Here is a 14622-nt window from a genome sequence, read left to right on the forward strand (position 1 = left end):
AGGAGAGAAAAATGGCTGATACAAAAAATCCTATAGTTACAATTACCATGAAGGGCGGCGATGTGATCAAAGCTGAGCTTTATCCTGAAATTGCTCCCAACACAGTTAATAATTTCATTTCACTTATTAACCATAATTTTTATGACGGTGTTATCTTCCACCGCGTTATTAAGGGCTTCATGCTTCAGGGCGGAGATCCCGACGGAACAGGCATGGGCGGCCCCGGATATTCAATAAAGGGTGAGTTTTCACAGAATGGTTTTAAAAACGACCTGCTCCACACTGAGGGAGTCCTTTCAATGGCTCGCACACAGATTCCGGATTCAGCAGGTTCACAGTTCTTCATCATGCATAAGAACGCACCTCATCTCGATGGCGCATATGCAGCTTTCGGTAAAGTTATTGAGGGAATGGATGTAGTAAACAAGATTGCCGAGACAGAGACTGACTGGCAGGACAGACCTACTACAGAACAGGTTATGGAAAAAGTTACTGTTGAAACATTCGGTGTTGATTATCCCGAACCCGAGACACTGTAATTACCCCTAAAAAGGGAGGAAGCCAAGGAAACTTTGTTTCCTTGGCTTATTATGAAAAAGTTATTTTTTAATTGGTATTGCCTTTCTTCATCTGACATCTTTAGTATACCTAAAAGAAATGTCTAAGAAATAATCTGAGGTTAATAGTCTTTTAACGTTTTATGAACAAATCATGAACGCTGTGGTATCATGATTTTTATCGCCTTGTTAACATTTTTAATATCAACATAGGTATGTGAACCGCCAAATTCGCCGTCTCTTGTCCAGGCAATTTCCTCTTTTGACTCAAACTCAATATGCTTAGTCTTAAAGCAGTACATCTGCTCAGTATCGATATTCCTGTTAAGGAAAGACGCAAGCAGATTGCTCATATCCAGCATGTTATCAGGGAGTTTCACTAATGTAACTTCAAATACTCCATCATCGAGCTTTACATTTTTGCCGGTGATATCTTTAAATCCTCCAACTGAGATTGAATTTGTTACCATTCCGAAAACAAAATCATCCTCTATCACGCCTTCATCCGTTGTAACCTTAAGATGATAGGATCTGATCTCTGAAAGTCTTTTAGCGCCTTCAAATATATAGGCCATATGTCCCAGAACATTTTTTATATCCTGTCGTGTGAGATATGACACATCGGTAAAAATCCCAAAGGCTGCGATGTACACAAAAGTCTCATTATTCATTACACCGATATCACATGCGTACTCCTCGCCATTTACAAGTGCTTCAGCAGATGCGTGCATAGCTGCGGGAATTCCAAGACTCATGGCAAAATCATTTGTTGATCCTGCCGGCACATATCCGATAGGAACACGCTTTTTGGACTTCCACATTCCGTTTACAACCTCGTCAAGAGTACCATCCCCACCACTGCAGGTAACAATATCATAGATATTCTCTCTGCTTTTGACAGCCTTAGTAGCATCGCCTCTCTCCTGAGTAGGGTGAACCGTAACTTCATATCCGGCCTTTGAAAAAATATCAATAATATCAAGAAGATTACTTCTGATACGCTCTTTCCCTGCCTTTGGATTATAAACAAAAAGCATTTTCTTTTTATTCATATTCCCTCCCTTAATCGAGTAAGTAAAATAAAAAATGAACCCCGACTACATTCATTATAATGAATGCAACCAGGGCTTTCCATAGAATTCACATAATATTAGTTTATGATAGCTGAAGATTTCCTAAAAGAAAATTCTCCATTCCTGCAACCGCATCTTCCTCGTCTGAACCATCAGCGATAACGGTAACCTCTTCACCGGCATTAAGATTCAGTGTCATCATGCCCATGATACTCTTGGCATTGACCTTCTTAGACTGTGCCTCAATGTGAAGTGTGCTGTCGTAGCGGCTTGCAAGCTGAACTAACTCGGCAACAGGACGCGCCTCAAGTCCACCAGGAAGCTTGATCTCGATAGATTTTGTTGTCATAATTTCCTCCTCTTAACTGCAAAGAACGCAGCGTTGCTCATCCTCGAATCTTATCTGCGAGTTCGCTGAGTTTTCTGAGCCTATGATTAACACCCGACTTACCAACAGGTGGATCCAGGTATTTTCCAAGCTCTAACAATGTTGCATCAGGATATTGCAGCCTGACCCTTGCCATATCCTCAAGTCCCTTCGGAAGATTCTCAAATCCGTAGTGATCTCTCAAATAAAGTATATCCGTGGTCTGTCTCGATGCTGCATTGACTGTTTTTGTAATATTGGCTGTCTCGCAATTGACCCTTCTGTTTATAGAATTGCGCATCTCTTTAACAATGCGTTCATTCTCCATATTCATCAGACTGATCGGGGCCTCCATAACATTAAGCAGATCTACAATCGCTGTACTCTCCTTAATATAAACGACATAGTACTTCTTACGCATTACTATGCGCGCCTCTATGTCAAAGCTCTCGATCATCTCCTTTAAGTCATCCGCAAACTTCTCTGACGTACAGACAAACTCAAGATGGTATGACTTACTGGGATCACTTACTGAACCAACACACAAAAATGTATCTCTCAAAAATGCTCGTTTACAACAGGATTGCCTCACAATTCTGTGACTGACTCCGTCATCCGCCGTCCTGATATAACCATCATCCTTAATAAGATGGAGTGACTTCAAAACTGACGAAATCTCATCCGCACCGCAGAGAACAGGCACATAAACCTTTCCTCCGTAATGCTCCTGCGGCATTTTTTCAAGCACGCTAGCCTCTATATTAAATGCTTTTTTTAGTATTGTAAAGAACTTTCTAGTTTGCGCCGTCGCATCAGACTGTAAAAACACAGTAAATATGCCGCTTTCCGAGCACCTAACTAAACCCGAGCTCAATACGATTGCGGACAATTCAGCTAACTGACAATGTCTCGATGACGCTATCTGTTTTGCAAGTTCATTTTTCACATCACTTGAAAATGACATTCATATCACCTTGCATGCTTCAAATCTCTATGGTATATCTTCACCCCGAAATTATCAGCATTACTTAACCTATTGTATATCTCATTTGCTATTGTAACGGACCTGTGCTGTCCACCGGTACAACCGATAGCAACCACGAGCTGATATTTTCCTTCATTAATATAACCCGGCACTAAAAACTCAAGCATGTCCTGAAGCTTATCAAGAAACTGCCCGCATTCCGGGAATCCCTTTACATAATCCTGTACAGGCTTATCGTTACCGGTTAGATGCTTTAGATCGTCTATATAAAACGGATTAGGCAAAAATCTCACATCAAAGACAAGATCCGCATCTGAAGGAATTCCATGCTTAAATCCAAAGGACAATATAGTAACCATGAGATTATTTCTTTTCTCATTAGCCACAAACAATTTGTCCATCTCAGTTTTAAACTCTCTGGTTAACAGCTGTGATGTATCAATTATGTAATCGGCTTGAGAACGAAGATTTGCAAGAAGCGCTCTCTCTTTTTTTATTCCATCCTCGATTCTTCCATCAGGAGATAGCGGATGTCTTCTTCTGGACTCCTTATATCTCTTGACCAGAACATTATCGGAACACTCGAGAAAGAGCATTTCAACGGGAAGCCCTCTTTGTCTGAGTTCTTCAATAACTCTGGGCGCATCCTCGAATTTCTGACCTGACCTTACATCAAGACCTACAGCAACCTTGGTAATCTCACTATCCGGTTGCGAGATCAGTTCAGAAAACTTCTCAAACAATGCAGGCGGCAGATTATCAACACAGTAAAATCCTGCATCCTCAAGCATATGGATAGCTGTTGATTTTCCTCCGCCACTCATTCCCGTTACGATTACAATTCTCATTCCTTAAATTCTCCCAACAAAATCACCTCCGGAGAAAGCTCCACTCCGGAAAATTCCAATACTTTTTTCTGAACATCAAGGATAAGCCTGTATACATCCTGAGATGTAGCCTGTCCTTTATTTATAACAAAACCGCTGTGTTTCTCGGAAACCTGAGCTCCGCCTATGGTATATCCTTTTAGCCCGGCATCCTCAATAAGCTTTCCGGCAAAGTATCCCTCCGGACGTTTAAAGGTCGATCCCGCACTTGGATATTCCAAGGGCTGTTTTGATATTCTTCTGTTTTTCAGGTCATCCATGACCTCTTCTATCTCTTCTTTCACACCTTTTTTCAAACACAGTAAGGTATCTGTGATAACGCAGCATGTCGACTTAAATACACTGGTTCTATAGCCAAATCCAAGCTCATTTTCCCCAAATACTCGCTCGGTCCCATCTTCCATTATCGCTGTGACACTTTTGACAACCTGTTTCATCTCTCCGCCGTATGCTCCGGCATTCATCACAAGTGCTCCACCAATGGATCCGGGTATCCCGTGGGCAAATTCAAATCCTGTAAGTGAATTATCCCTTGCCAGATTAGCAACTGCCACATTAAGCACTGCAGCACCGGCCCTTATCTCTGTGTCACTTTCCATTCTGCATTCAGAGAATTCACCTTCAAGTGTAAGGATAATCCCTCTGAAGCCCTCGTCTGACACAAGAAGATTGCTTCCGTTTCCAAGGACATAATAATCCTTTGAAAACTCAAGCCCCTCTTCATAAAAAAGCTTTATAAGTGCCTTTAATTCTTCGCGCTTACTAACCTTTAGAAAATAATCGGCAGGCCCACCCGTACGAAACGTGGTGTGCCTGCTCATATCTTCATTTTTTATAATGTTTTCCTTCGGTATTATCTCCGAAAGTCTGTCATCTAAATCAATTCTCATTTTTAGCAACCGAATCCAAAACCAATTTAGCTGCACCAAAGATTCCGGCGTCATTTCCCAGTTTTGCAAGCGCAAACTTTGTTCTCTTTGCACCGGGGAATACGTACTTCTCAAATGAAGGGCGAACAAGATCAAAGAGAACATCTCCTGCCTTTGAAACTCCGCCACCAAATACGATGATCTCAGGATTGATGGTTGATGCTATCATTGCAAGACCTTTTCCAAGATATTCTCCGTAAAGTGTGATCGCCTCATTTGCGAGCTTATCACCCTTCTTAGCTGCATCGAAAATGTCCTTGCACTTGAAATCTGTTCCGCGAAGAACACACTCCTCGTCACTCTTCTCAAGAATTCTGTTCATAAGAAGAACCGCACCTGTTGCACTGGCATACTGCTCAAGACATCCTCTGTTACCGCATCCGCATACATTAGTCTCATCATCATTGATATGAATGTGACCAATCTCTCCGCCTGAACCTGTTGCTCCGTTGAAGATCTTGCCATTGTGGATGATTCCACCGCCAACACCGGTTCCAAGAGTAACCATCAGCATATCCTTGTAGCCCTGGCCACCGCCTAACCAATATTCACCAAGTGCTGCAACATTAGCATCATTACCGCACTTTACAGGAATCTTAACGAGGTCATGAAGCTCATCCTTCATATTGAATTCGCTCCATCCAAGGTTTACAGCCTTAAAGATTGTTCCGTCATCGCCGAAGGGTCCGGGTGCACCTGCGCCTACTCCGACAACCTGAGAGTCCTTGATTCCTCTCTGTTCCATCTTATTTCTGATTGCTTCAGCAATGTCAGGAAGAACGTTTTTACCCTCGTCCTCTGTTCTTGTGGGTATCTCCCACACCTCGATCTTATGACCGTCCATATCAAGGAGACCGATCTTAACGGTTGTTCCTCCTATATCTACTCCGAATACATATCTTTCAATTAAACTTGTTGTCTGGTTTTCCATGTGTATTACTTCCTCTTTCTAAAAATTTATCAATCATCGTCATCGCGACCCTTGGCAAGTGAATTCTGAACTCTGTTATAGAGCTCCTGTGCCGCATTATATCCCATCATCTTCTGTCTGTGGTTAACAGCTGCAGATTCACAGATTATCGCAAGGTTTCTACCGGGACGGATCGGAATTCTGTGGCATACGATCTTATTGCCAAGATACTCTGTATACTCTTCTTCAAGACCGAGTCTGTCGTATTCCTTATCCTTGTCCCACTCCTCAAGCTTGATAACGAGGTCGATGTTCTGTGTATCACGGACACTGGACACACCGAAAAGTGTCTTAACATCAACGATTCCGATACCTCTAAGCTCGATGAAATGTCTTGTTATATCAGGTGCAGTACCGATCAGAGTAACATCACTTACCTTTCTAAGTTCTACAACGTCATCCGATACAAGTCTGTGACCTCTCTTAATAAGCTCAAGAGCTGCCTCTGACTTACCGATTCCACTCTCACCTGTAATAAGAACACCTACGCCGTAAACATCTACAAGAACTCCGTGGATAGAGATGCAGGGAGCAAGTTCAACATTGAGCCACCTGATGATCTCAGCCATGAATGATGATGTAGGCTTCTTGGTAACCATTATCGGAACCTTCTCTTCAATCGCAATTCTCACGAAGAGCGGATCCGGAATCAGATTTCTGCAGAAAACAACGCAAGGAATATCAAATGCCAGAAACTCACGATATACTCTTTCCTTATCCTCTGCCGGAATGGATTCCATATAGGTATATTCTACGAATCCTATTACCTGAAGTCTTGTCGCCTCAAAATGCTCAAAGTAACCTGCCAACTGAAGCGCAGGTCTGTTGATATCGGGCTGATGAATCCTGATTTTGGAAACATCCAGCTCCGGGGTGAGGTTTTCAAGCTCCATCTTTTTAATGACTGTTTTAAGCTTTACCGTTGCCATACAATACCCCCTTTTAACTTACCACAGTTTAGCACACCCACTGGGCTTTTACAATTCAGAGGAATGAAAGAATTCGTATATTTGCCTTGCCTGATTTTCAGGAATTTCAGGCACTTGCTTCAATGTATCAATGTCAGCATTACGAATGTCCTCTATTGACTTAAAATGCCTCATAAGAGCCTTCCTTCTTGCGGGACCTACGCCGGGTATTTCATCCAGAGAGCTTTTTACCTGAGCCTTACTCCTTAGTGAACGGTGATACTCTATCGCGAACCTGTGGGCCTCATCCTGTATTCTTGTAATCAGCTTAAAGCCTTCGGATCTCCTGTCTATCGGAAGTTCTTCATTATTAAAATACAGTCCTCTTGTCCTGTGATTATCATCCTTGACCATGCCGCAAACAGGAATAGATATCCCAAGCTCTTCAAGCACCTGAAGGCAGATATTAACCTGACCTCTGCCGCCATCCATAAGAATAAGATCCGGAAACTTTGTAAAGCTTCCATACCTTGCATCTATCTCACGAACTTCCAGTTCATGCTTTTCCTCAAGTCCGTGCATCAGTCGTCTCGTCAGCACTTCCTTCATGCATGCGTAGTCATCGGGCCCTGAAACGGACTTTATTCTGAACTTTCTATAGTCACTGCGCTTAGGCTTTCCCTTTTCATAAACCACCATCGATCCTACGTTGGCAAAACCGCTGATATTGGATATATCATAAGCTTCCATTCTGATAATATCCTTAATTCCAAGAAGCTTCTCTATCTCCTTGACAGCTCCGATGGTCCTGCCCTCTTCGCGCTTTAGTCTCTCCTTATCCTTACTAAGGACAAGCTCAGCGTTCTGTGCAGCAAGCTCCATAAGCTTATTCTTCTGACCTCTCTCAGGGACACTAAGATACACTCTGCTTCCCTTTCTCTGGGAAAGCCATTTTTCAATGATTTCCATGTCCTCAATGGCTTCCGGAAGCATTAGCTCTCTTGGTATAAAAGGCGTACCTGCATAGAACTGTTTTACAAAATTCAGAAGAATCTCCGCGGTGGGATTTTCAGCCACATGCGTCATATAGAAGTGCTCTCTGCCGATGAGCCTTCCGTCTCTTACAAAAAACACCTGAACCACGGCATCATTTTCATCCGCTGCAATAGCCAGAATATCCTTATCCTCCATCGCAGCATCCGTCATCTTCTGCTTTTGAGCAACCTGTCTGACACTCGATAAAAGATCCCTATAGGTTGCTGCTTTTTCAAAATTGAGGTCCTCGGAAGCCGCTTCCATTTTATCGGTGAGGTCCTTAATGATCGGAGTGTAATTCCCCTCAAGAAAATCGAGGGCGCCCTGTATTCTCTCAGCGTATTCTTCCTTGGATATCCTGCCGTCACAGGGGGCGGAGCATCTGTTCATATGAAAATTCAGGCATGGTCTGTCCACACCTATGTCCCTCGGCAAAACCCTGTTGCAGGTCCTTAGTCCATATATTTTATTTATCAGCTCAATCGTATCCTTTACAGCTGCAGCACTTGTAAAGGGTCCAAAATACTTGGATTTATCCTTCTTCATCAGTCTCGAAAAAAGGATTCTCGGAAACTCCTCAGATACCGTGACCTTTATATAGGGATAGGTCTTATCATCCTTGAGCATTGTATTATATCTGGGGCTGTTTTCCTTGATCAGATTGTTCTCTAGAACAAGAGCTTCCAACTCTGAGTCGGTAACTATATATTCAAAACGCGCAATCTGCTGCACCATGCGGTCAATCTGCGGTCCTCTTCCCACAATCTTACGAAAATAAGACCTCACGCGGTTGTGGAGGTTCACGGCTTTTCCCACATAGATTATGGTGTCATATTCATCTCGCATGATGTAGACACCTGGCTGATTGGGGAGCTTTTTCAGTTCTTCCTGTACGTTAAATTTCTCTTCCATAATCTCATAATATCAGAAAGGCTGCCGCTTCGCGACAGCCTTTCCCCTCATCCGGCACTTCGTGCCACCTTCCCCCCAGGGGGAAGGCTTTTATTGTATTTATTGCATATGCCCCGCTTATTTCTTCTCACCTATTTGCCAAACCGTAAGCTTATAAACATTTTTACTTCTTCTCATCAAAATCATCCGGAACATGTGAGAAAAGTCCGCCACCTGTCTGCTGACTATCTGCCTCGTCCTTATTCTGAGGCTGTCCGTTATATGATGTTCCCTGCTGGCCATAGGGCTGCTGATTATAGTTCGGCTGACCAAAAGTAGTGCCCTGCTGTTGCTGACCGTAGTTGCCGCCCTGGGGCTGACCAAAGGTTCCACCCTGAGGCTGCTGCCAGTTGATATAGCCCTGTTGCTGCACAGGCTGCGGCTCAGTCGCTACCGGAACAGGCTCCTCTGACTTTTTCTCCTTTTCCTTGATCGGAACGTTCTCACCTACTGCAGCAGACTCGGGACGTGTTGCATAGATTCTTCCATGCTTTGCAGCCTCCATCTCCTCTTCTGTAGGTTCGGGAATATTCTCAACCTCACGATAGATCTTCATGAATTCCTTACCTGTTATCGTTTCCTTCTCGATAAGGAACTGTGCGATCTTATCCATTGTATCGATATGATCTCTTATGATCTGCTTTGCCTTATCATAGCAGTCGGCAAGAAGCTTTTTAACCTCTTCATCAACCTCATACTCTGTCTGAGGGCTGCAGTTGAGCACTCTGTTTCCATCCAGATATCTGTTCTGTATGGACTCAAGCTGCATAAGACCGAACTTATCGCTCATACCAAACATGGTTATCATGCTGCGAGCCATTGAGGTTGCCTTCTCGATATCATTCTCGGCACCGGTTGTAACAGTGTTGAAGATAACCTCTTCTGCAGCACGTCCGCCAAGGGATACGATGATATCATCGATGATCTCATCCTTGGTCTCAAGGTATTTCTCATCCTCGGGAACCTGCATTACGTATCCGAGAGCGCCCATGGTTCTGGGTACGATTGTAATCTTCTGCACAGGCTCGGTATTCTTCTGAACAGCACTTATAAGTGCATGACCGACCTCATGATAGGAGACAATCTTTCTCTCCTCTTTACTAAGGATTCTGTCCTTCTTCTCTTTTCCTACAAGAACCTGCTCAACAGCTTCCATAAGATCCTGCTGGCATACATATTCTCTGTGAGCCTTAACAGCATTGATGGCCGCCTCGTTGATCATGTTTGCAAGATCAGAACCAACAGCTCCGCTGGTTGCAAGTGCGATACCCTTAAGATCAACGGTCTCATCCATCTTAACGTCCTTGGAGTGAACCTTAAGGATCTCCTCACGACCCTTGAGATCAGGCTTATCAACTATGATTCGTCTGTCGAAACGACCGGGACGAAGAAGTGCCTTATCAAGTATCTCCGGTCTGTTTGTAGCACCGAGAACCAGTACACCCTTTGAAGAATCGAATCCATCCATCTCGGAAAGGAGCTGATTCAGCGTCTGCTCTCTCTCCTCATTACCGCCGCCGTACTTACTGTCACGGCTTCTACCGATTGCATCAATCTCATCTATGAAAATAATACAAGGAGCATTCTTACTGGCCTCTGCAAAAAGTTCACGAACACGGCTCGCACCGACACCGACATAAAGCTCTATGAAATCGGAACCTGCAAGTGAATAGAACGGAACATGTGCCTCACCTGCAACTGCCTTGGCGAGAAGGGTCTTTCCTGTTCCGGGAGGTCCTACAAGGAGCGCACCCTTGGGAAGCTTCGCACCAATCTTCACATATCTTCCGGGATTGTGGAGGAAATCAACAACCTCCACCAGGGATTCCTTAGCCTCGTCCTCACCTGCGACATCCTTAAAGGTGACACCGGTTTCACGCTGCATATAAACCTTGGCATTGTTTTTTCCGATACCAAGCGGTCCGCCTCCCTTGGACATTCGCCTGAAAACAAACGAAAGAATCAGCCACATCAGCAGAATAGGGAGCACGTAATAAACCGCAAAGGAGATGATCGCGCTCGAAGAATCAGGAACCTCACTGCTTACAGGGATTCCCGCATCGAGAAGTCTCTTTGTAAGAGTGGAATCGTCCTCCGCCTTTCCTGTGTAATATGTCAGAACTGTTGTCGAACCCGAAAAAGGATTAAACTTCAGCTCATCCGAACTGACCTTGGGGATAATGTTGATGCGGTCACTCTCAATCACGACGCTCTCAACCTTTTTGTCCTCGATCATTTTTATAAACTCGGAGTAGGTGACCTCCTTATTGCTGGTGCCTGTAACCGCACGCATTATATATGTCATGAAAAGAACCGACACAAGAGCAGCTACAACCAGAAGCAATATATTTTGTTTCTTAGGGCCTCCTTCACCTCCGGCCCCATTGTTGTTATTATAGTTGTTATCCATTGCTTACCTCATTAAATATCAAACTAATGATTCTTACTTTATCGTTCTATTATAAGTATAACAGAGTCATAAATCAATTTATAAATTCATTGCACCAAAGAAGTTTTATTCTTTCTCGCAACAACTTATTGTCAATCATCTTGTATTTTTCTTACAAAATACACTTAACAAGCTCTATTATGCCCATCTTTTTCAATAATTATATCTTAATTGTGGTATAATTTTTATCAGTATTCAAGAATGGTCTGACAAAAAGATCATTCTAAAAATAATCTTATTTAAATCTTATTTATAAGGAGGAAATTTTTGTATGGGTATTTTACAAGCTGGAGTCGGAGCTGCTTCAAGTGTTCTCGCTGATTCCTGGAGAGATTATTTCTATTGCGATTCAATTCCCGCTGATACACTTGCTGTAAAGGGTGTAAAGCGCACAGGAAGAGGAAGTTCAAACACCAAGGGTAATGACAACATCATTTCAAACGGTTCAATCATTGCTGTTGCAGACGGACAGTGCATGATTCTCGTTGATCAGGGAAAAGTAACTGAAATCTGCGCAGAGCCCGGCGAATTTGTATACGATGTAAGCACAGAGCCTTCTCTTTTCTATGGAAGTCTCTCTTCGAACATCAAAGAAACCTTTAAGAAGATCGGTAAGCGTATCAGCTTCGGCGGAGATGCAGCAAACGATCAGCGCATTTACTATATCAATACCAAGGATATCATCGGCAACAAGTATGGCACCGCTAATCCGGTTCCTTTCCGCGTTGTGGACAGAAACATCGGTCTTGACGTTGATATTTCTATCCGTTGCCACGGTGAATACAGCTACAAAATCGTAGATCCTATTCTCTTCTACACAAACCTTTGCGGCAATTTCACAGGAGAATACAAGAGAGAAAACATCGAATCTCAGCTAAAGAGCGAGCTTCTTACAGCACTTCAGCCCGCTTTCGCTAAGATTTCCGAGACAGGTGTTCGTTACAGCGCACTTCCCGGACATACAAATGAGATCGCAGATGCTCTCAATGAAGTTCTTTCAGCAAAATGGGGCGATACCTATGGTATCCGGATCTCAACCTTCGGAATCAACTCAGTAAACGCATCTGAAGAAGATGAGAAGATGATCAAAGAACTGCAGAAAAATGCTGTTCTTACCAATCCCAACATGGCTGCAGCTACACTTGTCGGTGCACAAGCTCAGGCAATGCAGGACGCTGCCAAGAACACTGCAACAGGCCCTATGATGGCATTTGCAGGAATGAACATGGCACAGCAGGCAGGCGGCGCAAATGCTGCTAACCTTTTTGCAATGGGTCAGAGTGCACCTCAGCAGGCGCCTCAGATGCAGCCTCAGAGCCAGGCTGGCTGGACATGCTCATGTGGAACCGTTAACAATGGCAATTTCTGCTCCAATTGCGGTCAGCCCAGACCCAGTGCAGACTGGACATGTTCTTGCGGAACTGTTAACAGCGGCAAGTTCTGTTCAAACTGCGGTCAGCCCAGACCATAACTTAAGAGCAGATAGAATAATTTAGGAAAGTATCTATGGGATTAACCGAATATGAATGCCCCTCCTGTGGAGGGGTGATGAATTTTGATGCCGCAAGCCAGATGCTTTTGTGTCCGTACTGCGACACCAAGATCAAGGTAAGCGATTATACTGCTCCGAGAAAAGAGGAACAGGATAAGGACGCCAAGGCCGACAGTAATGAATGGCTTAATGAAGGAAATGAGTGGAAGCCCGGCGAAACCGATGGCATGGTAGTTTACTCCTGCCAGTCCTGCGGTGGAGAGATTGTCGCATCAGAAACAGAGGGCTCCCTGACTTGTCCCTTCTGCAGCAACAATGTTGTTGTAAAGGAAAAGTTTTCAGGTGATCTTCGCCCGGACTATGTCATCCCCTTCAAGAAGAGCAAGAAGGACGCTATGGATGCCTATGCCGGCTATGTAAAGGGAAAGCTTCTTTTACCAAAGGTTTTCTTTGCTGAGAATCACATCGATAAGATTCGTGGTATTTACATTCCTTATTGGCTCTACGATGCAAAAATAGATGCTGATTATCACTTTGAAGGAACAAAGGTAAGAACCTGGAGTGACAGTGATTATCACTACACAGAAACCAGCTATTACGATGTCACAAGGACAGGTTCTGAAGATTTTGCACATGTACCTCATGACGCATCAAAAGAGATGCCGGATGACCTTATGGAATCAATCGAGCCCTTCGATTTTTCCGATGCAATTCCATTTAACAGCGGTTACCTGGCAGGCTTTCTTGCAAACAGGTATGACGTTAATGCTGAGGCGACAAAGGACCACATTGTTGAACGCATGGGCAACACAATAGAAAGTGACATAAGAGAAACCGCAGGTGGCTACTCATCACTAAGAGTACTTTCAAAAAATCACAATGTGAGATCACTTTCTCATAAATATGCCCTATATCCTGTCTGGCTTCTGAATACATCCTGGAACGGCAAAAACTTCCTCTTTGCAATGAATGCACAGACCGGAAAATTTGTTGGAAACCTTCCTGTGGATAAATTCAAGGCTTTACTGCTGTATGTGCTCTCAGCAGTGGGATTTACGCTTCTGGCAATAATCGTATGCCTCATTATAATTACTTTTTAACACATTAAAGGATAGGAACATGAATAAGAAACATTTTAATTTTATTACAGCCATGCTTGTATGCATCATATTGGCATTGCCTGTCCTCCTGTCATTTAATGTGAAGGCAGACGGCCAAGGCATGGTAGAGCCTGTTCTGACAGTGGACGGCTATCTCTTTCCCATTGTAGATGCCGCGGATCTCCTTACTGATGATGAAGAGAACGCACTTGCATCTCATATCTATGATGTGGAAGAACAGTTTCAGTCAGCTATCGTTATGGTCACAGTGGATACCTTAGGTACAAGGACTGTTGAAGAATATGGTGATGATTTCTATGACTACAACGGATATGGCTTTGGAGAAAATCATGACGGTATCCTTTTCCTGATCGATATGGAAACGAGATCCTGGCATATAACAACTACCGGCTCAGCAATAGGTGTATACAACGATTCAGCTCAGGAAGATCTGATAGACGCTTGTAAATATAATCTGTCACAAGGTAATTATTATCAGTCCTTTGACGAATTTATAAGCGAATGTAACAAGATATTGCAATCCGATTTGGATTCACACACCTTCACATCAGGAAAACTCACCATCTGTATTATTGCCGGATTATTACTGGCTCTGATTCCGCTGTTGGGGTTCATTGGTCAGCTTCATACAGTTCATCCCGAAAAGGGTGCTGCCAATTACTCACAGCAAGGTCTTTCTCTTACCGGAAAGCATGACAGATTTGTAAGAAAGACCACAAGCCGAACCAAAATACAGAAGGAAAGCAGCTCAACTCATACAGGTTCTTCAGGAACCAGCCATGGTGGAAGCAGCGGACATTTTTAAAAACTAAATACGTATCTAAAGGCCTCGTCCACTTATGGAATGAGGCCTTTTTCTTTGCATTCATGCGGCTTTGATAATATAAAATTCAGAATT

13 protein-coding genes are annotated in these 14622 nt (G+C 43.5%); 4 read left to right on the top strand and 9 right to left on the bottom strand.

Annotated features, from left to right (window positions below; genetic code table 11):
• Positions 1-11: 11 nt before the first annotated feature.
• Entirely contained in the window at positions 12-539 is a 528-nt protein-coding gene (locus G586_RS0100340) for a peptidylprolyl isomerase (protein WP_026526082.1), read from the top strand.
• A gap of 170 nt (positions 540-709) precedes the next feature.
• On the opposite strand, the gene G586_RS0100345 is transcribed toward G586_RS0100340, so the two are convergent.
• The 9 genes from G586_RS0100345 to ftsH all read right to left on the bottom strand — a co-directional run bounded on the left by G586_RS0100345 (position 710) and on the right by ftsH (position 11072).
• Positions 710-1609 (bottom strand): diacylglycerol/lipid kinase family protein, encoded by a 900-nt coding sequence (locus tag G586_RS0100345; RefSeq protein ID WP_026526083.1) that lies wholly within the window; start codon positions 1607-1609, stop codon positions 710-712.
• A gap of 103 nt (positions 1610-1712) precedes the next feature.
• Positions 1713-1979: an HPr family phosphocarrier protein gene (locus G586_RS0100350; protein ID WP_026526084.1), complete on the bottom strand. Its 267-nt coding sequence runs from the start codon at positions 1977-1979 to the stop codon at positions 1713-1715.
• Between the two features lie 37 nt (positions 1980-2016).
• Positions 2017-2961, bottom strand: coding sequence for a DNA-binding protein WhiA (whiA, locus tag G586_RS0100355; protein WP_026526085.1), 945 nt, complete (start codon positions 2959-2961; stop codon positions 2017-2019).
• A gap of 5 nt (positions 2962-2966) precedes the next feature.
• Complete coding sequence (rapZ, locus tag G586_RS0100360) at positions 2967-3830, bottom strand: RNase adapter RapZ (protein ID WP_026526086.1); 864 nt, start codon at positions 3828-3830, stop codon at positions 2967-2969.
• Entirely contained in the window at positions 3827-4759 is a 933-nt protein-coding gene (gene murB / locus G586_RS0100365; RefSeq protein ID WP_026526087.1) for a UDP-N-acetylmuramate dehydrogenase, read from the bottom strand. The genes rapZ and murB overlap by 4 nt, the downstream gene beginning before the upstream one ends.
• Positions 4749-5729 carry an ROK family glucokinase gene (locus G586_RS0100370; RefSeq protein ID WP_035771995.1) on the bottom strand — a complete coding sequence of 327 codons (981 nt, stop codon included), beginning with the start codon at positions 5727-5729 and terminating at the stop codon, positions 4749-4751. The genes murB and G586_RS0100370 overlap by 11 nt, the downstream gene beginning before the upstream one ends.
• A gap of 29 nt (positions 5730-5758) precedes the next feature.
• Entirely contained in the window at positions 5759-6697 is a 939-nt protein-coding gene (gene hprK / locus G586_RS0100375) for an HPr(Ser) kinase/phosphatase (RefSeq protein ID WP_026526089.1), read from the bottom strand.
• A 48-nt stretch (positions 6698-6745) separates the two neighbouring features.
• Positions 6746-8623 (bottom strand): excinuclease ABC subunit UvrC, encoded by a 1878-nt coding sequence (gene uvrC, locus G586_RS0100380; protein ID WP_026526090.1) that lies wholly within the window; start codon positions 8621-8623, stop codon positions 6746-6748.
• Between the two features lie 163 nt (positions 8624-8786).
• Entirely contained in the window at positions 8787-11072 is a 2286-nt protein-coding gene (gene ftsH / locus G586_RS21165; protein WP_081674044.1) for an ATP-dependent zinc metalloprotease FtsH, read from the bottom strand.
• A 310-nt stretch (positions 11073-11382) separates the two neighbouring features.
• Between ftsH and G586_RS0100390 the strand changes: the two genes are divergently transcribed.
• The 3 genes from G586_RS0100390 (at position 11383) to G586_RS0100400 (ending at position 14529) form a co-directional block, all read left to right on the top strand.
• The gene (locus tag G586_RS0100390; protein ID WP_026526091.1) at positions 11383-12582 is read left to right on the top strand and encodes an SPFH domain-containing protein; all 1200 of its coding nucleotides are present in this window, start codon (positions 11383-11385) and stop codon (positions 12580-12582) included.
• Between the two features lie 77 nt (positions 12583-12659).
• On the top strand, positions 12660-13703 hold the full coding sequence (locus G586_RS0100395; protein ID WP_242831945.1) for a hypothetical protein: 1044 nt from the start codon (positions 12660-12662) through the stop codon (positions 13701-13703).
• A 121-nt stretch (positions 13704-13824) separates the two neighbouring features.
• The gene (locus G586_RS0100400; RefSeq protein ID WP_442852451.1) at positions 13825-14529 is read left to right on the top strand and encodes a TPM domain-containing protein; all 705 of its coding nucleotides are present in this window, start codon (positions 13825-13827) and stop codon (positions 14527-14529) included.
• Positions 14530-14622 lie beyond the last annotated feature (93 nt).

Origin of the sequence: Butyrivibrio sp. VCD2006 (genome assembly GCF_000423925.1) — a bacterium.
In the GTDB taxonomy this organism is placed as follows: Bacteria; Bacillota; Clostridia; order Lachnospirales; family Lachnospiraceae; genus Butyrivibrio.

What these genes read in the sequence shown, in the direction of transcription:
- G586_RS0100400 (WP_442852451.1), top strand. Translation starts at nt 13,825, where the DNA reads ATGGTAGAGCCTGTTCTGACAGTGGACGGCTATCTCTTTCCCATTGTA.
- rapZ (WP_026526086.1), bottom strand. Translation starts at nt 3,830, where the DNA reads ATGAGAATTGTAATCGTAACGGGAATGAGTGGCGGAGGAAAATCAACA.
- G586_RS0100395 (WP_242831945.1), top strand. Translation starts at nt 12,660, where the DNA reads ATGAATTTTGATGCCGCAAGCCAGATGCTTTTGTGTCCGTACTGCGAC.
- G586_RS0100345 (WP_026526083.1), bottom strand. Translation starts at nt 1,609, where the DNA reads ATGAATAAAAAGAAAATGCTTTTTGTTTATAATCCAAAGGCAGGGAAA.
- uvrC (WP_026526090.1), bottom strand. Translation starts at nt 8,623, where the DNA reads ATGGAAGAGAAATTTAACGTACAGGAAGAACTGAAAAAGCTCCCCAAT.
- ftsH (WP_081674044.1), bottom strand. Translation starts at nt 11,072, where the DNA reads ATGGATAACAACTATAATAACAACAATGGGGCCGGAGGTGAAGGAGGC.
- whiA (WP_026526085.1), bottom strand. Translation starts at nt 2,961, where the DNA reads ATGTCATTTTCAAGTGATGTGAAAAATGAACTTGCAAAACAGATAGCG.
- G586_RS0100340 (WP_026526082.1), top strand. Translation starts at nt 12, where the DNA reads ATGGCTGATACAAAAAATCCTATAGTTACAATTACCATGAAGGGCGGC.
- G586_RS0100350 (WP_026526084.1), bottom strand. Translation starts at nt 1,979, where the DNA reads ATGACAACAAAATCTATCGAGATCAAGCTTCCTGGTGGACTTGAGGCG.
- murB (WP_026526087.1), bottom strand. Translation starts at nt 4,759, where the DNA reads ATGAGAATTGATTTAGATGACAGACTTTCGGAGATAATACCGAAGGAA.
- G586_RS0100390 (WP_026526091.1), top strand. Translation starts at nt 11,383, where the DNA reads ATGGGTATTTTACAAGCTGGAGTCGGAGCTGCTTCAAGTGTTCTCGCT.
- hprK (WP_026526089.1), bottom strand. Translation starts at nt 6,697, where the DNA reads ATGGCAACGGTAAAGCTTAAAACAGTCATTAAAAAGATGGAGCTTGAA.
- G586_RS0100370 (WP_035771995.1), bottom strand. Translation starts at nt 5,729, where the DNA reads ATGGAAAACCAGACAACAAGTTTAATTGAAAGATATGTATTCGGAGTA.